Source organism: Corynebacterium marinum DSM 44953 (genome assembly GCF_000835165.1).
In the GTDB taxonomy this organism is placed as follows: domain Bacteria; phylum Actinomycetota; class Actinomycetes; order Mycobacteriales; family Mycobacteriaceae; genus Corynebacterium; species Corynebacterium marinum.
Genome location: NZ_CP007790.1, coordinates 389,501 through 408,731, shown reverse-complemented (window position 1 = coordinate 408,731; position 19,231 = coordinate 389,501). Strand labels below are relative to the sequence as shown.

The window sequence follows — 19,231 nt, the reverse complement described above, 5'->3', positions numbered from 1 at the left end:
TCGCCCTGGATGGGCCGGTTATTCCGCTGTCAGATTAAGGCCGGGTGGCGGGGATCTCAACCGGAGCGGGATCGAGCGCGGGGTTGCCGGGGGTCTCCAGCGCGCCCTCCCCGCCCTGCTCCGGTTTGGTGGGGCGGGGGAATACGGGGTCGCCGGCGGCGTCGAGAGGCAGGGGCGGCAGCTCCTCCGGGGAATTTCCGGGCGCACGCATCTGCGCCAGCTCCTCGTCGGTGAACGCCTGGTTCACGGCGAAGACGGCGACGTTGCCCTCGCGGTAGACGGGGGTCACGCCCGGGGTGGTCCACAGCCCGTCGATCATCTCGAAGCGCGGTTCCTGGAAACCCCAGAAGCTCCACGGGGAGACGAAGAAATACCGCACGTCCAGCGCCTCGGCGGCCTTGTCCACGCTGTTGATCTGTTCCGGATCCCCGTGGTTGCCCACACCCAGGAGATTGGGGTGCCAGTAGAGCAGGTCGGTGGCGGAGCCGCGTCCGACGTCGGGCCACAGGTAGTGGCGCGCGACCGAGGGCAGCCCGTTGTAGGCGTACATCCAGCCGTGGCCGTCGGCGGGTTCCCCGAAGATCTTCCCCTCGTAGGCGCCCGGCTGCTCCGCCAGCCAGTCGAAGGCGCGGATGTCGATCTGCGAGACCATCCGGTCGTCGCTGAGGGGGGCGCTGATCGACCACTCTGCCCCCTCCAGGACGGAGTCGCGGGTCGCCCACACGGCGGTGCCCCAGCCGGCGCCGATGCCGAGGATGACGGACACCGCCACCGACACCCGGGTCCAGGTGGTGTTCATGCGGACCGGGGCCAGGCTTATGAGGCGGATGAGCACCGCCAGGCCGACGCCCGCGGCGGCGAAGGTGAACAGCGCCACCGGCATGACCAGGCGGTGCGGCGTGGCGTAGTGCAGATTGCCGACGATGTTGAGCCAGTCGCCCCAGGGCTGGTCGAAGAGCATGAGGGCGTTGGCAGTCATCGCCACGCTGAGGAACCAGAACATGGGGGCCCACAGGTTACGGCGCCAGACGATGAGCGCCACCGCGCCGAGTCCGGCGAGCCAGAGCAGCGGCGTCTGGTTGACGTCGGCGAACATGTCGGTGTGTCGGGTCTGCATTTCGATGGCCTTCTCCCACGACTGCGCGCGGGTGACGTCCTCGAACGCCGTCCAGGAGGAGACCTCCTCGCCCGCGCTGGTGCCGCTGAGCAGCTGGGGCAGCAGAATGACCCCGCCCACGCCGCCGGCCAGCGCCAGCCAGCCGAGATCCCGCAGCCGCACGAGCACCTTGCCGGGGATCGTCTCCGCGCGGCGCGAGGGGGCCCACACCAGGTACAGCAGCCACCACAGGGCCAGCACCAGCACGACGATGGTCACCGCGGAGGGGTGCAGCTGCACCAGGCCGAGGAAAGCCGTCATCGCGGCGAAGGCCGCGACCGGCCGGTAGGGCACGTGCATGAACAGCGCGACGACGACACCGGCGGCGGAGACCGCGGCCAGGTAGGGCCACGCCCCCACGTAGTGGCCGATCCACATGAGCACCGGGGAGGCGAACACCGCGATGCCGCCGAAGCCGGCCGCCAGCTGGGCGGTGAGGCCGCCCCGGCCGACCATCTTCCAGGCGATCATCGCCACGGACAGCGGCAGCAGCATGCCCGGCAGCACGATGCCGGTGAGGTTCAGGGCGGCGACGGGGCTGAGGTTCGCGGCCTCCCCGACCAGGCCCGCACCCACGTGCCACGCCGAGGGGTAATACATCTCGGCGCCGGTCTCGATGTTGCGGAGCTCGCCCTGCCGGGTGGGGTCGGCGATGCCCTCGTCCATGAACCAGCGCACCATCGACGCATGCCAGTGGACGTCCCAGCCCTGGACGATCGTCTCCAGCCCGTTGGGGACGTCGCGGAAGCTCTTCAGGCCGCGGTCGATGATCAGCCACATGCCGGTGAGGGCGCCGGCTGCCGGCAGCAGCCACGCCGGGTCGAGCAGGCCGCCCTGCCGATTCCTGGGCGGCGGGTTGTCCAGCTCATCCGGCCCGCGCTCATCCCCGGGCGGCGCAACCTCCGCCGCCCGGGCCCGACGCCGCCCGGCCAGCAGGAAACCACCCCGCCACAGGGCGGCCAGCAGGACCGTCAGCAGCCAGAAGACGATGAACGTGGCCCACGTGTAGCGGATATCCAGCTGCCCGAGGACCCACGCCCCCAGGCCGAAGACACCGAAGCTCACGGGCACCGATCCGGCGGCCGCCCACGGCAGCCGCAGCCCCGACACCCATCCCAGGAGCGCTCCCGGCACGGTGAACACCAGCGCCGCGACGAGCACCAGCGGGAACAACTCCACCCCAGACACCAGCCCTTCCGGCGAACTTTCCGACAACCCACGGCACGCGGCCGTGCAAACAAAGCCTGAGTCTACAACTCCCGGGCAGCTAGAGCACCCGCCGACCCCGGGTCACGCCCGTGCGCGCGGCGAGTTCCCCGTCAGCCGGGTAGTCCACACCGACCAGGCTCAGCCCCTTCGCCGGCGCCAAGGGGATCAACGGGGAGCGCTGGTGCTCGCCGAGCAGCTGCGCGGGCAGCCCCGCTTCCCGACGCCCCTCCCCCACCGCCAGGCACGTCCCCACCAGGGAGCGCACCATGTTCCAGCAGAAGGCGTCGGCTGTCACGCGCGCCTCGTACAGCTGCGGCTCCGTGGGCGTGGACACGTCGTGGAAGGTGAAGGACTGGAGCTCACGGATCGTCGTGGCGTGGGGACGAGCCTTACAGAAGGCCGCGAAATCGTGCAGTCCGACCAGCACGTCGGCGGCCGCCTGCATGGCGGGGAGATCCACCGGCTTGGGCCAGTGCGCCGTGTCCCGGGCCCGGGTGGGCAGCGGTCCGCGCGGATGGGTGGTCAGCCGGTAGACGTAGTGGCGCCGCAACGCGGCGAAGCGCGCGTCGAATCCGGCCGGAGCGAGCGTGACCGAGTGGACGCGGACGTCGTCGGGGAGCAACCGCGCGAGACGGCGGACCAGGCGCATGGGGTCGCCGTCGATGGTCCGCTGCCGCAGCCGGTCGGCCGGGACGTCGAGGTGCGCCACCTGCCCCGCCGCGTGGACGCCGGCGTCGGTGCGGCCGGCGACGACCAGGGCGGCATCGATACGCAGGACCATTGACAGGGCATCCTCCAGGACCTCCTGCACGGTGCGCAGCGGCGCGGCGCCCTCCTGCGGCTTCTGTCGCGCCCAGCCGTGGAAGTCCGTGCCGTCATAGGCGAGGTCGAGGCGCAGGCGCAGCAGGTCGGTATCCATGGTCCGTTCAGGATACCGGCCCCAGGTCAGTTCCCCGCGGTGCGGGTGCTAATGCCGAGCAGCCGGTAGAGGGGGCAGAAACCGATGGCGGCGGTCACGCCGAGGACGACGGCCAGCGCCAGGAGGCCGAACTTCACGGGTTTCTTCGAGTCGGGCAGGTTGGCGGCGACGTTGGCGGCGACGAAAGCGGCGCCGCCGCGCAGGGCGCGGTCGAGGGGGGCTACGTTACGGAGCATGAGTGCTTCCTTCTGACTGGTCGGATGCTGCCCTCTCCATCCTACGACCAGCCGGGGCGCCGTTTCTGGACATGCGAAAACCGCACCCTCCTCCCCTGGATGAGCGGGCGGCGGATGCGGTGATCGTTGTGCGGCGGAAGGCCGCGAGGGGAATTACTTCTCCTCGGCCTTGGCCTCGGCCTCTGCCTCGGCGACAGAGCCATCCTGGGCCGGCGCCTCAGCGGCGACGTCGCCCTCGGCGGGCTCCACCGGGTCAGCGGCGGTGTCCTCGGCGTTGACCTCGACGTTCTCGGTCTCGGTCTCGGACTGGGTGTCCTCGGCCGGGGTCTCCTCGGCAGCCTGCTTGGAAGCGGCGGCGCGGGCGGCGCGGGTGGCCTCGGTGCTCACGGTCTCCTCGAGAACGAGGGAGATCTGGGACATCGGGGCGTTGTCGCCGGCGCGGTTCTCGAGCTTGATGATGCGGGTGTAGCCACCTGCACGGTTCTCGAACTTCGGGGCCAGCTCATTGAAGAGGTAGGCCACGACGTCCTTCTGCGGAACATCGGCGAGCACCTGGCGGCGGGCGGCGACAGAGCCGTCCTTGGCCTTGGTGATCAGCTTCTCCACGTAGGGACGCAGGGTCTTGGCCTTGGCGTCAGTGGTCTTGATCGCACCGTGCTCGAACAGCGCGGCAGCCAGGTTAGAGAGGATCTTCTTCTGGTTGCTCGCGGAGCCGCCGAGACGGGTGCCCTTCTTAGGGGTAGGCATGTTGGTACTCCTCGGGTACGTATGTGGTGAGCGCGTGGGCTCCCGACATCTGCGTCGGGCGCCCGGCTGGGCGTGCTACTCGGAATCCTCGGCTGCGTCTTCGTCGTTGTCGATGAAGTCGCCGGTCTCGGCGTCGTAGCCCTCCAGAGTGGAGGGGTCGAAATCCTCGGGTGCGTCCTTCAGGGTCAGACCCAGGCCGGCGAGCTTGATCTTCACCTCGTTGATCGACTTCTGCCCGAAGTTACGGATGTCCAGCAGATCCGATTCGGTGCACTCTGCGAGCTCACCGACGGTGTGGATCTCCTGACGCTTCAGGCAGTTGTAGGAACGGACGGAGAAGTTCAGGTCCTCGATCGGCATGCCGTAGGCGGCGATGTACTCGGTCTCCTGCGGGGAGGGTCCGATCTCAATGCCTTCTGCGGCGGTGTTGAGCTCACGGGCGAGGCCGAAGAGCTCGACGAGGGTCTTACCGGCGGACGCGACTGCGTCGCGGGCGGTGATGGAGTTCTTCGTCTCGACGTCGAGGATCAGCTTGTCGAAGTCCGTGCGCTGCTCGACACGGGTGGCCTCGACCTTGTAGCTGACCTTGAGCACCGGGGAGTAGATCTGATCGACCGGGATACGGCCGATGTCACCGCCGGCGCCGGAGGTGGCCGCCGGAACGTAGCCGCGGCCACGCTCGACGATGAACTCGATGTCCAGACGTGCATGCTCGTTGAGGTTGGCGATGACGAGATCCGGGTTGTGGATCTCGACGCCGGCCGGCGGCTGAATGTCGCCGGCGGTGACCTCTCCCGCGCCTTCCTTGCTCAGGTACATGACCACCGGCTCGTCGGAGTCGGAGGACAGGACCAGACCCTTGATGTTGAGGATGATCTCAGAGACATCCTCCTTCACACCGTTGATCGTGGTGAACTCGTGGAGCACACCGTCGATCTTGACGGAGGTGACGGCTGCGCCCGGGATGGACGACAGCAGGGTCCGGCGCAGCGAGTTGCCGAGGGTGTAGCCGAAGCCCGGCTCGAGCGGCTCGATGACGAACCGCGAACGAGCGGAATCGATGTACTCCTCGGTGAGCACAGGGCGCTGGGAAATGAGCATGAAGATCTCCTTTGTCGACGCCCGCTATTTGACGTCGTTCAGAAAATGAGGATTGCAGTGGTGAAGGATTCCCCGGTGGGCCGGATGGCCGACCCCCCGGAAAGAATTACTTCGAGTAGTACTCGACGATGAGCTGCTCCTGCAGCGGAACGTCGATCTGAGCGCGCTCGGGCAGCTGGTGCACGAGGATGCGCAGAGTGGACGGAACGACCTGCAGCCAGGCCGGAACGACCGCGTCGACGAGGCTGTCCTGAGCCTCTTCGAACCAGATCATCGAGCGGGAGTTGTCCCGGACGTCGATGATGTCGTACTGGGAGACCTGGTAGGAGGGGACGTTGACCCTCTTGCCGTTGACCAGGAAGTGGCCGTGGGAGACCAGCTGGCGGGACTGACGACGCGTGCGGGCGAGGCCTGCGCGGTAGATGACGTTGTCCAGGCGGGACTCCAGCATGATGACCAGGTTGTCGCCGGTCTTACCCGGACGACGGTTGGCCTCGGCGTAGTAGCGACGGAACTGCTTCTCCATCACGCCGTAGGTGAAACGAGCCTTCTGCTTCTCCTGCAGCTGCAGGAGGTACTCGGACTCCTTGATGCGGGCGCGGCCAGCCTGCCCCGGGGGGTAGGGGCGACGCTCGAACGCCATATCTCCGCCGACGAGGTCGACGCGGAGGCGGCGGGACTTACGGGTTACAGGACCGGTATAACGAGCCATGTTTGCTTACCTCTTCCTTTCTTAAACGCGGCGACGCTTCGGCGGACGGCAGCCGTTGTGCGGCTGGGGAGTCACGTCCGAGATGGAGGACACCTCGAGGCCGGCGGCCTGGAGGGAACGGATGGCGGTTTCGCGGCCCGAACCCGGGCCCTTGACGAAAACGTCGACCTTCTTCATACCGTGATCCATCGCCTTGCGGGCGGCGCTCTCGGCGGCCATCTGCGCGGCGAACGGGGTGGACTTACGGGAGCCCTTGAACCCGACGTGCCCGGAGGAAGCCCAGGAGATGACGGCACCATGGGTGTCGGTGATGGACACGATGGTGTTGTTGAAGGTGGACTTGATGTAGGCGTGGCCCTGAGCCACATTCTTCTTTACGACGCGACGGCCGGTACGGCGTGCGCCAGAGCGAGTCTTCGGGGGCATGTTCTACTTCTTCTTTCCGGCGATCGTCTTCTTCGGACCCTTACGCGTACGCGCGTTGGTCTTGGTACGCTGGCCACGGACGGGCATGCCACGACGGTGGCGCAGACCCTGGTAGGAGCCGATTTCAATCTTGCGACGGATATCAGCCTGCACCTCGCGGCGGAGGTCTCCCTCGACCTTCCAGGTGTTTTCGATGACGTCGCGGAGAGCGGCAACCTGGTCATCGGACAGGTTGTCGGTACGAAGATCGGGAGAGATGCCGGTCTCTTCGAGAAGCTTGGCGGCACGGGCGGGGCCGATGCCGTAGATGTAGGTGAGTGCGATCTCCATGCGCTTGTTGCGCGGGAGGTCAACACCAGCAAGACGTGCCATGTGGCAGTACCTTTCGGGTTGTTACGGTGGTTTTCTCCATACTCATCCCCACCAGACGGTGCTTTGTCCGGACCGATGACCGGGCGATGGACCATGATTCGTGGGGCTTCAGCCACCGTGGCCGAAGGTGAGTGTGGCACTCGCAGGGGCGGCGTTGAGCAACCCCGCGGCGAGGGCCGGTGAGTAAGGAGGCGGTTTGCTTTACTTGTAGCGGTAGACGATGCGTCCGCGGGTCAGGTCGTACGGAGACAGCTCCACAACGACGCGATCCTCGGGGAGGATACGGATGTAGTGCTGGCGCATCTTGCCACTGATGTGAGCGAGAACCTTGTGTCCGTTGTCGAGCTCGACACGGAACATTGCATTCGGCAGGGGCTCGACAATCCGGCCTTCTACCTCGATGGCGCCTTCCTTTGCCATATCCTCCACATTCCTGGTGCCGGCTGGTTACGGCACCTGCTGGTAAACAGGTCTACTGCAGGTGTATGTGCTAGAGCGCATACACCAAAAGACCACGATACCTGCGGAGGCGCGGAAAACCAAAATTCCCGGTTCGTCGGAAAGCTCCCCCGGCTTCCGACGCCCCCGGGAGGCGGCCGGATGAAGGCCTAGTAGATGAAGACCTTGTCGTTGATCTGCAGCTCATTGAAGTAGGTCACGGCGGCGGCGTGCTCGAGGCGGACGCAGCCGGCGGACTCGTAGCCGAGGTTGCCCTGGTGGAAGGCGTGGCCGTTGTAGGTGAAGTACACGGCGTAGGGCATCGGCGCGTTGTTGAACTCGTAGGAGATCTCGTCCTTGACCTTGCGGTTGACGTAGAAGGTGCCGCGCGGGGTCTCCTGGCCCGGCTTGCCCGGTGCGTGGTTGACGGGGCCGTAGGTGATCTGGCCGTTACGCTGCAGCCAGGTCTTCCGGCCGTCGATGTCGACGCAGACCCGGGCGTCCGCCGGGCAGGGAGTGCTCGCGGCCGGGACCTGGGCGGGAGCGGCCGCGGGGGCCTGCACCGGGGCGGGCTTCGGGCGGGCAGCCTCGGTGCGCTCGCCGATCAGGCCCGGGAAGACGGTCTCGACGGCGGTGTCGTAGGCGCCGAGCACGGCGTTGGCGGCCTGCGGGTGCAGCACCGAGGTCTGCTGGTGCAGCTGGCCGCGGGTGTTCCACGCGGAGTCGCGCAGGTCGGCGTCCGAGGATCCGACGGCAGCCGGCAGGTCGGAGGATGACTGCGGGATGACGGGCTGCGCCTGGGCCGCGGCCGGGGCAACCAGCAGGGTTGCGGCGGTGGCGAGGGACGCGAGGAGGCCGGTGATAGGGCGGGAGAGTGCACGCATGCCCTGGAGTATAAGCCCTGACTTGTCGCTGCACCGAACCAGACACGAATGTGGGGCTGATCTCATTTCCGGGGGGTGAGGATGCGGGGCCCGTCCTCGGTGGCCGCGACGGTGTGCTCCCAGTGCGCCGCATAGGAACCGTCGAGGGTGACCACCGTCCAGTCGTCGTCGAGCAGCGCGGAATCCGTGGTGCCCAGCGTGAGCATCGGCTCGATGGCGAGCACTGAACCAGCCTGGATGCGCGGCCCGCGCCCGGGGCGGCCCTCGTTGGCCAGATAGGGATCCTCATGCATGGCCCGGCCGATGCCGTGCCCGCCGTAGCCGTCGACGATGCCCAGTTTCACCCCGAACTTCTCCTCGGCCCGGCGGGTGGCCGTCTCCAAAGCGTGGGAGACATCGGTGAGCCGGTTGCCCGGCACCATCGCCTTCAGCCCTTCGGCCAGCACCCACTCCGTGGCACGGTTGAGCTTGTCGACGTCCTCGTCGATCTCGCCGACCCCGAAGGACCACGCCGAGTCCCCCACCCATCCGTCGAGGGTCGCCCCGCAGTCGATCGAGATGAAATCGCCGTCCTCGAGCACCTGCTCGGCCGAGGGGATGCCGTGCACGATGACGTCGTTGACCGAGGCGCAGATGGAGCCCGGGAACCCCTGGTACCCGAGGAAGCTGGGCACCGCCCCCGCCTCGCGGATCACGGTTTCTGCGACGGCGTCGAGCTCGAGAGTGCTCACCCCGGGGGCGGCGGCCGCCCGCACGGCCTGCAGCGCTCGGCCGACGATCTCGCCGGCGGCCTGCATGGCGTCGAGTTCACCCGGTGTCTTCGCCGGGATGTCGCGCTTCTTGGATCGGAATCCCATGTTGTCTGCTCCTGAGGGGGAAAGGGGGAAGGGCCGCGGTCCGGTTGTCCTCCGGAGCGCGGCCCTCATGGTCGGGCGGGGCGACTACTTGCCCAGGGCCTGCATGGCGCGGTCGTTGATCTCCTCGACCTCGCCCTCAGCCTCGATGGTGATGATCTTGTCGCCGTAGTGCTCGATGAGCGGGGCGGTCTCGTCGCGGTAGACGCCGAGACGGGTGCGGATGGTCTCCTCGTTGTCGTCGGCGCGGCCGCGGGAGAGCATGCGCTCGACCACGACGTCCTCGGCGATCTGGAAGTTCAGCACGCCGTCGAGCTCATGTCCCTCAGCGGCGAGCAGGTCCTTGAGAATCTCGGCCTGCTCCACCGTGCGGGGGAAACCGTCGAGCAGGAAACCGTCGGCTGCGTCGGCCTCTCCGAGACGGGACTCCACCATGCGTGCGGTGACGTCGGTGGGCACGAGCTTGCCGGCGTCGATGTACTGCTTGGCTTCCACACCCAGCGGGGTACCCTCGCCGATGTTCGCGCGGAAGAGGTCGCCGGTGGAGATGTGGGGCACGCCCAGCTTCTCGGAGAGGATGACGGCCTGGGTGCCCTTGCCTGCACCGGGGGGTCCGAGGAGTACAAGTCTCATTTGAGGAGTCCTTCGTAGTTGCTTTGGAGAAGCTGGGATTCAATCTGCTTCACGGTTGTCAGGGCGACCGACACCATAATCAGGATGGCCGTGCCGCCGAAGGCGGTCATGCCTGCGCTGGTGTTACCCACGCCCAGGTCGAGCGCGATGTTCGGCAGCACGGCGATGATGCCGAGGTAGGCGGCGCCGACGAAGAGCAGACGGTTCATGACGAAACCGAGGTACTCCGCGGTCGGCCTGCCCGGGCGGATGCCCGGGATGAAGCCGCCGTACTTCTTCATGTTATCCGCCTGCTCCTGCGGATCGTACTGAACCGACACGTAGAAGTAGGAGAAGAAGATGATGAGGATGAAGTACAGGACGATGTACTGCCAGGACGCCGGCGTCATCAGATACTGGATGACGTTGCGCTGCCACCAGTTGTCCGCGACCTCGACGGAACCGGAGTTGAAGATCTCCGTGATGAGAACCGGCATGTAGATCAACGAGGACGCGAAGATGACCGGGATGACGCCGGCCTGGTTGACCTTGAGCGGCAGGTAGGTGGAGGTACCGCCGTACTGGCGACGCCCGACCATCCGCTTGGCGTACTGCACCGGGATGCGGCGCTGCCCCTGCTCCACGAACACCACGCCGACCACCAGGATGATGACGGCGGCCACCACCACGGCGAAGACGACTCCGCCGGAGGACTGGAGGATGCTGGTGCCGTCGGTGGGCAGGCGGGTGGCGATGCCGGCGAAGATGAGCAGGGACATGCCGTTGCCGATGCCCTTCTCCGTGATGAGCTCACCGATCCACATCACGAGCATGGCGCCGGCGGACATCACCACCACGAGCATGACCAGGTCCCACAGCGTGCGGTCCGCGTTGAGGACCTCGATGCCCTGGCCCAGCAGCTGCTGGCGGTCCGCCAGGGCGACGATGCCCGAGGCCTGCAGCAGAGCGAGGGCGAGGGTGAGGTAGCGGGTGTACTGCGTCATCTTCGCCTGCCCCGACTGCCCCTCCTTCTTCAGCTCCTCGAAGTGCGGAATGACGACGGTGAGCAGCTGCACGATGATCGACGCCGTGATGTACGGCATGATGCCGATGGCGAAGATCGACAGCTGCAGCAGCGCACCTCCCGAGAACAGGTTGATCAGCGAGTAGACGCTGCCCTGCTCCTGGGTGAGTTCACGAAGTCGACCACTGATCGACGCATAGTCGACGCCCGGCGACGGGATCTGCGCACCCACGCGATAGAGGATCACCATCAGCACTGTGAAGATGATCTTCTTACGCAGGTCGACGTCCTTGAATGCCTGGATAATGGCGGACACGAAGCCTCCTGGCCTCACTCCCCCGGCATGGAAATGCGGGGGCGCGGGAATTGACACGATTGACTTGACCATACTAGCAGTGCACTGCGTTACCGACCGCTTCAAGGCTCGCCCCGCAGGTTTCCGGCGGGCCGCGCGGTTGCCGGCGGACCCCTGAATCACCTCAACCCCCGGCCGCCGGCGAACCGGTGGACGGGGGTTGAGGTGTGACGCGGAGGTCAGAAGCCTGGTTTAGGCCTCGGTGACGGTTCCGCCGGCTGCCTCGATCTTCTCGACGGCAGAACGGGAGAACTTGTCGGCGGTGACGTTCAGCTTGACGCCGAGGTCTCCGTTGCCCAGGACCTTCACCGGCTGCTTCGGGCGCACGAGGCCCGCTGCGACGATGTCGGCCACGGTGACGTCGCCACCGTTCGGGAAGGCGATCTCGAGGTCGGAGACGTTGACGACCTGGAAGACGACCTTGTTCGGGTTCTTGAAGCCCTTGAGCTTCGGGAGGCGCATCTGCAGCGGCATCTGGCCGCCCTCGAATGATGCCGACACCTTGTTGCGGGCGTGGGTGCCCTTGGTGCCGCGGCCGGCGGTCTTGCCGCCCTTGCCGCCTTCGCCGCGACCAACGCGGCGCTTCGGCTTGTTCGCGCCCTTAGCCGGACGCAGATCGTGGAGCTTGATGATTTCGCTCATGTTTACCTACTCCCCTGCCACTTCTTCGACGGTGACCAGGTGACGCACGGCGTGGATCATGCCACGCACGGCGGGGGTGTCCTGGAGAACCACGGAGTGGCGGATACGGCGAAGACCGAGGGTCTTCATGTTCTCGCGGTGCTTCGGCTTGGTGCCGGCCAGTCCCTTGACCTGGGTAACCTTGAGTGCCATGTGTTACGCCTCCTGACCTGCGCGGGCGCGCAGCATACGGGCCGGGGCGACCTCCTCGAGGGTCTTACCGCGACGTGCGGCGACCTCCTCGGGGCGGACCAGCTGCTTCAGGCCGGCCACGGTGGCGTGGACGACGTTGATGGCGTTGTCGGAGCCGAGAGACTTCGACAGGATGTCCTGGACACCGGCGCACTCGAGCACCGGGCGGGCTGCGCCACCGGCGATGACACCGGTACCGGGAGCGGCCGGGCGGAGCATGACGATGCCCGCTGCGGCCTCACCCTGGACCGGGTGGGTGATGGTGCCACCGACCATCGGGACGCGGAAGAAGTTCTTGCGAGCTTCCTCCGAACCCTTCTGGATAGCGGCCGGAACTTCCTTGGCCTTGCCGTAGCCGACGCCGACCATGCCCTGGCCGTCGCCCACGATCACGAGGGCGGTGAAGCTGAAGCGACGACCACCCTTGACGACCTTGGAGACTCGGTTGATGGTGACGACACGCTCGATGTACTGGTTGCGGTCGTCCTGCTGCTGGTTGCGACGATCGTCGCGCTCGCGGCGGTTGCCGCCCTTGCGCTCGTTGCGGTCGTTGGTGGTGGTGGTGCTGCTGTCGGCGGTGCGTCCGCCGTCACGCCGTTCACGTCCCGGCATTACGCGATCCTTCCGTTGATGTTCTTGATTGCGATGGTCATTAGAACTTCAGACCACCTTCACGAGCGGCGTCGGCCAGAGCGGCGACGCGGCCGTGGTACTTGTAACCTCCACGGTCGAAGACGACCTGCTCGATGCCTGCGGCCTTGGCGCGCTCAGCAATGAGCTCGCCGACCTTGGCGCCCTTGGCCTTCTTGTCGCCCTCGATGGAGCGGATCTCCGGCTCCATGCTGGAGGCGGCAGCCAGGGTGTGGCCGGCCAGGTCGTCGATGACCTGAACGTGCAGGTGGCGGGAGGTGCGGTGCACGACCAGACGCGGCGCCTCGGCGGTGCCACGCAGGGTCTTGCGGATACGGAAATGGCGACGTGCGCGAGCGGTGCGGCGGCGGGTGGAAATATCCTTGCCCACCGGCGTGCGCTTGGTGTTCTCTGCAGTGTTACTCATGCTTACTTACCCGTCTTTCCGACCTTGCGGCGGACCTGCTCACCCTCGTAGCGGATGCCCTTACCCTTATAGGGATCGTCCTTCCGCAGACGACGGATGTTTGCGGCGATCTGCCCGACCTGCTGCTTGTCAATTCCCGTGATGGAGAGCTTCGTGTTGCCGTCGACCGCGAAGGTGATGCCTTCCGGAGCCTCGATCAGAACCGGGTGAGAGTAGCCGAGGGCGAACTCGAGGTTCTTGCCCTTGGCCTGGACGCGGTAACCCACGCCGAAGATCTCCATCTTGGTGGTGTAGCCCTCGGTGACGCCGACAACCAGGTTGTTGACGAGCGAGCGGGACAGACCGTGGAGTGCGCGGTTCTGACGGTTGTCGTCCGGACGGGAGACAACGATCTGGTTTTCCTCGACGGCGACCGAAATCGGTGCCGGGACGTCGAAGTTCAGGGTACCCTTGGGGCCCTTGACCTCGATGTTCTGACCGTTCACCGTGGCGGTGACGCCGGAGGGAATGGTAATCGGATTCTTGCCGATACGCGACATGTTGCTATTCCTCCCTTACCAGACGTAGGCGAGGACTTCTCCGCCTACGCCCTTCTCGGTTGCCTGGCGGTCGGTCAGCAGACCCTGGGACGTGGAGATGATGGCCACGCCCAGGCCGCCGAGCACCTTCGGCAGTTCGGTGGACTTGGCGTACACGCGCAGACCCGGCTTGGAGACGCGGCGCACACCAGCGATGGAGCGGACGCGGGTCGGGCTGTACTTCAGTTCGAGGGACAGGGTCTTGCCGACCCGGGCGTCCTCGACGGTGTATTCAGCGATGTAGCCCTCCTGCTTGAGGATCTCCGCAATGTTGATCTTCAGCTTGGAAGAGGGCATCGACACGATGTCGTGGTGCGCATGGTTTGCGTTGCGCACGCGCGACAGCATGTCGGCAATGGGGTCAGTCATGGTCATATGTGGTGACCGTATTACCTTTCTTGTTGCGGTTCCCTACCCACCGGGGCGTGTACCGGGTGTTCCGTCGGGCCACTTGACGCTCCCTCGGACTCAGTAGTCCGGGGCGCTCGCTGCCACTTTCCACTCGGTCGCCAGTGTCGGCGGGGGGCCTGCAACAAAGTTGGATGTTCAGTTCTCGGAAAGGACTTCGGCCGCCCTCACAGGAGGGAGCACAGGTCCAGCGGTCCAGGCTACCCCCTGGCGTTCCCAGAACAAAATCACCGACTATAGCCGCTTTGCTCCGGGGCCGCACCCGCAGCCCCCACCTTTCTGGTTGCGCCCCTCGCTGCGGCGCAGGGTTCAACCAGAAAAGTAGGGTCCAGGCCGGGCCGTGAATCACGAACGCCCCCTGTGACCCGGAGGTCGCAGGGGGCGTCGCTAAGCAACGAGAAGTAGCGGACTACTTCTTGAAGGGGAAGCCGAGCTCGCGGAGCAGGGCACGACCCTCGTCGTTGTTAGCCGCGGTGGTGACGACGGTGATGTCCATACCACGCTGGCGGTCGATCTTGTCGACGTCGATCTCGTAGAACATGGTCTGCTCGTTGAGGCCGAAGGTGTAGTTGCCGTGGCCGTCGAACTGCTGGTCGGAGAGGCCACGGAAGTCGCGGATACGCGGCAGGGCCACGGTCAGCAGACGGTCCAGGAACTCCCACATGCGGTCGCCTCGCAGGGTGACGCGCGCGCCGATCGGCATGCCTTCGCGGAGCTTGAAGTTCGCGATGGAGGTCTTGGCGCGGCGCAGCTGCGGCTTCTGACCGGTGATCAGGGTCAGGTCCTCGAGGGCGCCGTTGATCAGCTTGGAGTCACGGGCGGCGTCGCCGACGCCCATGTTGACGACGACCTTGGTCACGCCGGGGATCTGCATGACGTTGTCGAGGCCGAGCTCTTCGTTGAGCTTGGTGCGGATTTCCTCGCGGTAGCGGGTCTTCAGACGCGGGGTGTAGTTCTCGCTCATGCTTAGATGTCCTTCCCGTTACGACGCGAGGTGCGAACCTTCTTGCCGTTCTCGTCGAAGCGGTAGCCGACGCGGGTCGGGGTCCCGTCCGAGTCGAGGGCCATCACGTTGGAGACGTGGATCGGTGCCTCCTGGGTGACGATGCCGCCGGACTGTGCGCCACGCTCCTGGGAGGAGTCGGCGACGTGCTTCTTGATGCGGTTGACGCCTTCGACGAGGACCTTCTCGGTCTTCGGGAACGCCTGGATGACCTTGCCCTTGACGCCCTTATCGGGGCCAGAGATGACGAGGACCATATCGCCCTTGTGAATCTTCAACTAGATCACCTCCGGTGCAAGCGACACGATCTTCATGAACTTCTTGTCGCGCAGTTCACGTGCGACAGGGCCGAAGATGCGGGTGCCGCGGGGCTCGTTGTCGGTCTTGATGAGGACGGCTGCGTTCTCATCGAAACGGATGTAGGAGCCGTCGGTGCGACGGGTCTCCTTCTTGGCGCGGACGATAACGGCCTTGACAACTTCGCCGGCCTTCACGTTGCCGCCGGGGGCGGCTTCCTTGACAGTGGCGACGATGGTGTCGCCAATGCCAGCAAAACGTCGTCCGGATCCGCCGAGCACGCGGATGCACAGAATTTCCCGTGCACCGGTGTTATCGGCGATCTTGAGACGCGATTCCTGCTGGATCACGATGGGTCTCCTTGACCTGGATTGATGTGCGTCAGATTTCCGGCCTGTACGCACCTGGTCTATGTACTACTCGCTTCCCACGCTCAGCGACGAACCAGCCCCGAGGGGCGGTCGAAGGGTCTCGGCGGGGGCCCGGAAAACAAACCGCACCACCGACCAGCATGGTCAACTCGAACAGTCAACCATATCCGCAGGTTGGAATCCAAATGCCGAAGTCTCCCCGACGGGGTGTGTGACAATGGAGAAGTGATCGAGACAACCCTGGATTCGGTGGCCGGGCTGCGCGACGCGGTGGCGGCGACGGAGTTCGCCATGAGTCCTTCCGCCGCGGCCGAAGCGGAGGCGGTGGCGGACCAGATCGACGACTACATCCTGCCGCGCCTGGCCAACATTGACGCCCCGCTGCTGGCCGTGGTCGGCGGTTCGACGGGCAGCGGCAAATCGACGCTGGTCAACGCCATCGTGGGCAGGCAGGTCTCCACGTCGGGCGTCATCCGGCCGACGACCCGCCAGCCGGTGCTGGTGGCCAACCCGGGGGACTCCGAGTGGTTCAACTCCGGCCACGTGCTGCCCGGCCTGGCCCGCGAGCAGGGCGAGGCGGGCGCGAACCCGTCGGCGACGTCCCTGCGCACCGTCGCCTCCGAGGCGGTCAGCCCGGGGCTGGCGCTTCTTGACGCCCCCGACTTCGACTCCATCGACGACCGCAACCGTGCGCTGGCCTCCCAGCTGCTGGCCGCGGCCGACCTGTGGGTCTTCGTCACCACGCCCTCCCGCTACGCCGACCAGCTGGTGTGGAACTTCCTGCACGACGCGGCCGGGCGCGACATCGAGGTGATCGTGGTGCTCAACCGGGTGGACGAGGACGCCCTGGCGACCGTGCCGGACGACCTGCGCCGCATGATGGCCGAGGCCGGCCTCGGGCAGGCCACCCTGTTCACGGTCCCGGACCACGGGCAGGTGGAGGGTCTGCTGCCGGAGGAGCTCGTCGCGCCGCTGCGCGGGCACCTGCAACGGCTGGCGGAGGACGCGGCGGCCCGCCGTTCCATGGCGGCCAAGACGGTGCAGGGCGCGCTGGGCAGTGTCGCCGAGCGGGTGGAGCGGCTCGCCGTGGAACGCCAGCGGCAGGAGGAGTTCGGCGCCCAGCTGGGCGAGACCTTCGACGGCAATTACCTCCGCGCCCGGGACCAGGTCATCGACGCCACCAGCGACGGCAACCTACTCCGCCAGGAGGTGCTGCAGCGCTGGCAGGACTTCGTGGGCACCTCGGACGCGTTCCGTTCCATCGAGCGCTGGTACTCCATGGCGGTGGACCGCATCGGCAGTTTCTTCACCGGGCGTCCCGCGCCGGTCCGCGAGATGGAGACGGAGATCGAGGCGGGCCTGCACGCCGTGGTCGTCGACGCAGCGGAGACCGCCGCCACCCGATCCTGGTCGCATCTGGGTTCGGCGGCCCCCGAGCTGCGCGCCTCCTCCGACCCCGCCCTCGCCCACGCCGACGCGGACATCAACGGGCAGGCCGCGGAGCTGGTCCGGCAGTGGCAGGCCGGGCTGGTGGAATCCATCCAGGAGACCGCCGGCGACAAGCGCAAACGCGCCCGCATCATGTCCCTGGGCCTGAACGTGATCACGGTGGCGCTCATGCTGGTGGTGTTCGCCTCCACCGCCGGGCTGACGGGCGGGGAGATCGCCATCGCGGGCGGCTCCGCGGTCATGGGCCAGAAGCTGCTGGAGACGATCTTCGGCGAGGACACCGTCCGCCGCATGGCCAGGCAGGCCCGGGAGGATCTGGACACGCGCATCCACGCCCTGCTCGCCGGGGAGCGCGCGCGTTATGACGCCGTCACCGCCCGGCTCACCGGCGGCACCACCGCCGCCCGGCTGCGGGAGGCCGTGGAGACGGCCGAGCGTGACGTGCGGAAGCAGACGGGGGCGTGAGGCAGATGTTCGGTAGAAAAGCATCGCTGACGCAGCGCCTCGCCGCGCTGGACGAGGCCGCGGCCCTGGGCGGGGACCACCTCTCCCCCGCCGAGCACGCCGCCCTGGCCCGGGTGGCCGACGCCGCCGACGAGCGGCGCCGGCTCTCCGGCGAGCACACCGTGGTCGGTTTCTTCGGGGCCACCGGTTCCGGCAAGACCTCCCTGTTCAACGCCGTCGTCGGCGAGGACCTGGGCAAGACGGCCGCCCGCCGGCCCACCACCTCATCCCCCCTCGCCGCGGTGTGGGATCCGGCTGGTTCGGAGGAGCTGCTCGACTGGCTCGAGGTGGAAGACCGCCGCATCCGCCCCGGCGAGTTCGCCCCCGGGGCCGGGCCGCTCATCCTCCTGGATCTGCCCGACTTCGACTCGGTGGAGCCGGTCCACCGGGAGATCGCCACCCGTCTCGCCGGCCAGGTGGATGTGCTGGTGTGGGTGACCGACCCGGAGAAGTACGCCGACAGCATCATCCACGACCACTTCATCCGCCCCCACGCCTCCCACAGCGCGGTCACCCTGGCGGTGCTCAACAAGTCCGACCGTCTCTCCGACGCCGACCGCAAGGCGGTGAGCCGGTCCCTGGAGCAGCTGCTCAAGGACGACGGACTGAAGAAGGTCTCCGTGATCCCCACCTCCGCCAAAACCGGCTACGGCATCGGGGACCTGCGTTCGGCCATAGCCCGGATCGCCGCGGCACACTCGGCCCAGACCGCGCGCATCGAGGCGGACATCGCCACCGTCACCGCCCCGTGGGCCGGCCAGAAGCCGCTGAAGGCGGTGCCCGACTCGGCCAAGGAGTGGATGGACGGCCTGCTTGCCGACGCCGCCGGCTCCGACCGCCTCGCCGACATCACCGCCGCCGCCTACCGCAAGCGCCTGGGCCAGAAGACCGGCTGGCTGCTCACCTCGTGGATGCTGCGGCTGCGCCCCGACCCCCTCAAACGGCTGGGCCTGCGGGAGGAGGCCGACGACACCGGGGTGCACCGCTCCTCCATACCCGCGCTCGACGCGTCCGGGCGGGCGGTGGCCAACCGCGGAGTGCGCGGCTACGCCGCCGACGTCAGCGAGGGCCTGCCGGACCGGTGGACCAGCGCGGTCGTCGACCGCACCGAGACCATCATCGACTCGTTGCCCGAGGAGCTCGACCGCGCCGCCGCCCGCACCGAGCTGCCCGCCCAGCCCTCCCGCGCCTGGGGACTGTTCACCGTGGTCCAGTGGCTGGCCCTGCTCACCGCCCTGGTGGGCGTGATCTGGTTCCTGCTGGCGGCGTTCGTGCCTGGAGTGCTCCACCCGCTGCTGGACGAGGTGATCCCCACCGTCGAAGGCTGGCCCGTGCCCACGCTGCTCATCCTCGGCGGGCTGCTGACGGGCATCGTGCTGGGCATGTTCACCGCGGTGAACGGGCTGGCCATCGGATCGACGGTGAAGTGGCGGACCCGGCGCGCCCTGCGCAGGGAGGTCGCCGAGATCTCGGAGGAGAAGGTGGCCGCGCCGTTGCTGGAGATCCGGGAGCAGTACTCGCAGTTCCTCGACGCGATCCGCGTGGCGGCCGGGAAATAGCCTCCCCCACCGGCAGATGATGCAGGTCAGGCCCGGCGGCGGTTGCGGCGCACGAGGTAGACGCCCGCGCCGATGAGCGCGGCGCCG

24 protein-coding genes are annotated in these 19,231 nt (G+C 67.2%); 2 read left to right on the top strand and 22 right to left on the bottom strand.

Going from position 1 to position 19,231, the window contains the following annotated elements; genetic code table 11:
* Nucleotides 1-34 precede the first annotated feature (34 nt).
* The 22 genes from B840_RS02015 to rplN all read right to left on the bottom strand — a co-directional run bounded on the left by B840_RS02015 (nucleotide 35) and on the right by rplN (nucleotide 15,611).
* Entirely contained in the window at nucleotides 35-2,335 is a 2,301-nt protein-coding gene (locus tag B840_RS02015; RefSeq protein WP_042620742.1) for a DUF6541 family protein, read from the bottom strand.
* A gap of 88 nt (nucleotides 2,336-2,423) precedes the next feature.
* Nucleotides 2,424-3,284 (bottom strand): tRNA pseudouridine(38-40) synthase TruA, encoded by an 861-nt coding sequence (truA, locus tag B840_RS02010; protein WP_042620741.1) that lies wholly within the window; start codon nucleotides 3,282-3,284, stop codon nucleotides 2,424-2,426.
* Between the two features lie 26 nt (nucleotides 3,285-3,310).
* Entirely contained in the window at nucleotides 3,311-3,520 is a 210-nt protein-coding gene (locus B840_RS02005; RefSeq protein WP_042620740.1) for a YgaP family membrane protein, read from the bottom strand.
* A gap of 153 nt (nucleotides 3,521-3,673) precedes the next feature.
* A complete protein-coding gene (gene rplQ / locus B840_RS02000; RefSeq protein WP_042620739.1) occupies nucleotides 3,674-4,267 on the bottom strand; it encodes a 50S ribosomal protein L17 in 594 nt (197 codons plus the stop codon).
* Nucleotides 4,268-4,342: 75 nt separating this feature from the next.
* Nucleotides 4,343-5,368: a DNA-directed RNA polymerase subunit alpha gene (locus B840_RS01995; RefSeq protein WP_042620738.1), complete on the bottom strand. Its 1,026-nt coding sequence runs from the start codon at nucleotides 5,366-5,368 to the stop codon at nucleotides 4,343-4,345.
* Between the two features lie 106 nt (nucleotides 5,369-5,474).
* Nucleotides 5,475-6,080: a 30S ribosomal protein S4 gene (rpsD, locus tag B840_RS01990; RefSeq protein WP_042620737.1), complete on the bottom strand. Its 606-nt coding sequence runs from the start codon at nucleotides 6,078-6,080 to the stop codon at nucleotides 5,475-5,477.
* Between the two features lie 21 nt (nucleotides 6,081-6,101).
* On the bottom strand, nucleotides 6,102-6,506 hold the full coding sequence (gene rpsK / locus B840_RS01985; RefSeq protein WP_042620736.1) for a 30S ribosomal protein S11: 405 nt from the start codon (nucleotides 6,504-6,506) through the stop codon (nucleotides 6,102-6,104).
* A 3-nt stretch (nucleotides 6,507-6,509) separates the two neighbouring features.
* A complete protein-coding gene (gene rpsM / locus B840_RS01980; protein WP_042620735.1) occupies nucleotides 6,510-6,878 on the bottom strand; it encodes a 30S ribosomal protein S13 in 369 nt (122 codons plus the stop codon).
* A gap of 201 nt (nucleotides 6,879-7,079) precedes the next feature.
* Nucleotides 7,080-7,298, bottom strand: coding sequence for a translation initiation factor IF-1 (gene infA / locus B840_RS01975; protein WP_003854422.1), 219 nt, complete (start codon nucleotides 7,296-7,298; stop codon nucleotides 7,080-7,082).
* 188 nt (nucleotides 7,299-7,486) lie between these two features.
* Nucleotides 7,487-8,200, bottom strand: coding sequence for a L,D-transpeptidase (locus B840_RS01970; RefSeq protein ID WP_042620734.1), 714 nt, complete (start codon nucleotides 8,198-8,200; stop codon nucleotides 7,487-7,489).
* Between the two features lie 62 nt (nucleotides 8,201-8,262).
* Nucleotides 8,263-9,057: a type I methionyl aminopeptidase gene (map, locus tag B840_RS01965; protein WP_042620733.1), complete on the bottom strand. Its 795-nt coding sequence runs from the start codon at nucleotides 9,055-9,057 to the stop codon at nucleotides 8,263-8,265.
* Nucleotides 9,058-9,141: 84 nt separating this feature from the next.
* Complete coding sequence (locus tag B840_RS01960; RefSeq protein ID WP_042620732.1) at nucleotides 9,142-9,687, bottom strand: adenylate kinase; 546 nt, start codon at nucleotides 9,685-9,687, stop codon at nucleotides 9,142-9,144.
* Nucleotides 9,684-11,006: a preprotein translocase subunit SecY gene (secY, locus tag B840_RS01955; RefSeq protein WP_042620731.1), complete on the bottom strand. Its 1,323-nt coding sequence runs from the start codon at nucleotides 11,004-11,006 to the stop codon at nucleotides 9,684-9,686. Before secY ends, B840_RS01960 begins: the two co-directional genes overlap by 4 nt.
* Nucleotides 11,007-11,237: 231 nt before the next feature.
* On the bottom strand, nucleotides 11,238-11,687 hold the full coding sequence (gene rplO, locus B840_RS01950) for a 50S ribosomal protein L15 (protein ID WP_042620730.1): 450 nt from the start codon (nucleotides 11,685-11,687) through the stop codon (nucleotides 11,238-11,240).
* A gap of 6 nt (nucleotides 11,688-11,693) precedes the next feature.
* Nucleotides 11,694-11,879, bottom strand: coding sequence for a 50S ribosomal protein L30 (gene rpmD / locus B840_RS01945; RefSeq protein WP_042620729.1), 186 nt, complete (start codon nucleotides 11,877-11,879; stop codon nucleotides 11,694-11,696).
* A 3-nt stretch (nucleotides 11,880-11,882) separates the two neighbouring features.
* Nucleotides 11,883-12,530 (bottom strand): 30S ribosomal protein S5, encoded by a 648-nt coding sequence (rpsE, locus tag B840_RS01940; RefSeq protein WP_042620728.1) that lies wholly within the window; start codon nucleotides 12,528-12,530, stop codon nucleotides 11,883-11,885.
* A 40-nt stretch (nucleotides 12,531-12,570) separates the two neighbouring features.
* On the bottom strand, nucleotides 12,571-12,975 hold the full coding sequence (rplR, locus tag B840_RS01935; RefSeq protein ID WP_042620727.1) for a 50S ribosomal protein L18: 405 nt from the start codon (nucleotides 12,973-12,975) through the stop codon (nucleotides 12,571-12,573).
* A 2-nt stretch (nucleotides 12,976-12,977) separates the two neighbouring features.
* Nucleotides 12,978-13,514, bottom strand: coding sequence for a 50S ribosomal protein L6 (gene rplF, locus B840_RS01930; RefSeq protein ID WP_042620726.1), 537 nt, complete (start codon nucleotides 13,512-13,514; stop codon nucleotides 12,978-12,980).
* 15 nt (nucleotides 13,515-13,529) lie between these two features.
* Nucleotides 13,530-13,928 carry a 30S ribosomal protein S8 gene (gene rpsH, locus B840_RS01925; RefSeq protein WP_042620725.1) on the bottom strand — a complete coding sequence of 133 codons (399 nt, stop codon included), beginning with the start codon at nucleotides 13,926-13,928 and terminating at the stop codon, nucleotides 13,530-13,532.
* 442 nt (nucleotides 13,929-14,370) lie between these two features.
* Nucleotides 14,371-14,925, bottom strand: a complete 555-nt coding sequence (gene rplE / locus B840_RS01920) for a 50S ribosomal protein L5 (protein ID WP_042620724.1) — start codon at nucleotides 14,923-14,925, stop codon at nucleotides 14,371-14,373.
* Between the two features lie 2 nt (nucleotides 14,926-14,927).
* On the bottom strand, nucleotides 14,928-15,242 hold the full coding sequence (rplX, locus tag B840_RS01915; protein WP_042620723.1) for a 50S ribosomal protein L24: 315 nt from the start codon (nucleotides 15,240-15,242) through the stop codon (nucleotides 14,928-14,930).
* Complete coding sequence (rplN, locus tag B840_RS01910; protein ID WP_042620722.1) at nucleotides 15,243-15,611, bottom strand: 50S ribosomal protein L14; 369 nt, start codon at nucleotides 15,609-15,611, stop codon at nucleotides 15,243-15,245.
* A gap of 246 nt (nucleotides 15,612-15,857) precedes the next feature.
* Here rplN and B840_RS01905 point away from each other — a divergent pair, with 246 nt between their 5' ends.
* Both B840_RS01905 and B840_RS01900 read left to right on the top strand, forming a co-directional pair.
* Nucleotides 15,858-17,546, top strand: a complete 1,689-nt coding sequence (locus B840_RS01905; RefSeq protein ID WP_042620721.1) for a dynamin family protein — start codon at nucleotides 15,858-15,860, stop codon at nucleotides 17,544-17,546.
* Nucleotides 17,547-17,551: 5 nt separating this feature from the next.
* A complete protein-coding gene (locus B840_RS01900) occupies nucleotides 17,552-19,144 on the top strand; it encodes a GTPase family protein (RefSeq protein ID WP_042620720.1) in 1,593 nt (530 codons plus the stop codon).
* Nucleotides 19,145-19,231 lie beyond the last annotated feature (87 nt).

Excerpts from the sequence above, each read along its gene's own strand:
- rpsE (WP_042620728.1), bottom strand. The coding sequence starts at position 12,530 with ATGCCGGGACGTGAACGGCGTGACGGCGGACGCACCGCCGACAGCAGC.
- rplQ (WP_042620739.1), bottom strand. The coding sequence starts at position 4,267 with ATGCCTACCCCTAAGAAGGGCACCCGTCTCGGCGGCTCCGCGAGCAAC.
- rplR (WP_042620727.1), bottom strand. The coding sequence starts at position 12,975 with ATGAGTAACACTGCAGAGAACACCAAGCGCACGCCGGTGGGCAAGGAT.
- B840_RS01995 (WP_042620738.1), bottom strand. The coding sequence starts at position 5,368 with ATGCTCATTTCCCAGCGCCCTGTGCTCACCGAGGAGTACATCGATTCC.
- truA (WP_042620741.1), bottom strand. The coding sequence starts at position 3,284 with ATGGATACCGACCTGCTGCGCCTGCGCCTCGACCTCGCCTATGACGGC.
- rplF (WP_042620726.1), bottom strand. The coding sequence starts at position 13,514 with ATGTCGCGTATCGGCAAGAATCCGATTACCATTCCCTCCGGCGTCACC.
- infA (WP_003854422.1), bottom strand. The coding sequence starts at position 7,298 with ATGGCAAAGGAAGGCGCCATCGAGGTAGAAGGCCGGATTGTCGAGCCC.
- rpsM (WP_042620735.1), bottom strand. The coding sequence starts at position 6,878 with ATGGCACGTCTTGCTGGTGTTGACCTCCCGCGCAACAAGCGCATGGAG.
- B840_RS02005 (WP_042620740.1), bottom strand. The coding sequence starts at position 3,520 with ATGCTCCGTAACGTAGCCCCCCTCGACCGCGCCCTGCGCGGCGGCGCC.
- rplO (WP_042620730.1), bottom strand. The coding sequence starts at position 11,687 with ATGAGCGAAATCATCAAGCTCCACGATCTGCGTCCGGCTAAGGGCGCG.
- B840_RS01900 (WP_042620720.1), top strand. The coding sequence starts at position 17,552 with ATGTTCGGTAGAAAAGCATCGCTGACGCAGCGCCTCGCCGCGCTGGAC.
- map (WP_042620733.1), bottom strand. The coding sequence starts at position 9,057 with ATGGGATTCCGATCCAAGAAGCGCGACATCCCGGCGAAGACACCGGGT.
- rpsD (WP_042620737.1), bottom strand. The coding sequence starts at position 6,080 with ATGGCTCGTTATACCGGTCCTGTAACCCGTAAGTCCCGCCGCCTCCGC.
- B840_RS01960 (WP_042620732.1), bottom strand. The coding sequence starts at position 9,687 with ATGAGACTTGTACTCCTCGGACCCCCCGGTGCAGGCAAGGGCACCCAG.
- B840_RS01970 (WP_042620734.1), bottom strand. The coding sequence starts at position 8,200 with ATGCGTGCACTCTCCCGCCCTATCACCGGCCTCCTCGCGTCCCTCGCC.
- rpsH (WP_042620725.1), bottom strand. The coding sequence starts at position 13,928 with ATGACCATGACTGACCCCATTGCCGACATGCTGTCGCGCGTGCGCAAC.
- rpmD (WP_042620729.1), bottom strand. The coding sequence starts at position 11,879 with ATGGCACTCAAGGTTACCCAGGTCAAGGGACTGGCCGGCACCAAGCCG.
- rpsK (WP_042620736.1), bottom strand. The coding sequence starts at position 6,506 with ATGCCCCCGAAGACTCGCTCTGGCGCACGCCGTACCGGCCGTCGCGTC.
- rplE (WP_042620724.1), bottom strand. The coding sequence starts at position 14,925 with ATGAGCGAGAACTACACCCCGCGTCTGAAGACCCGCTACCGCGAGGAA.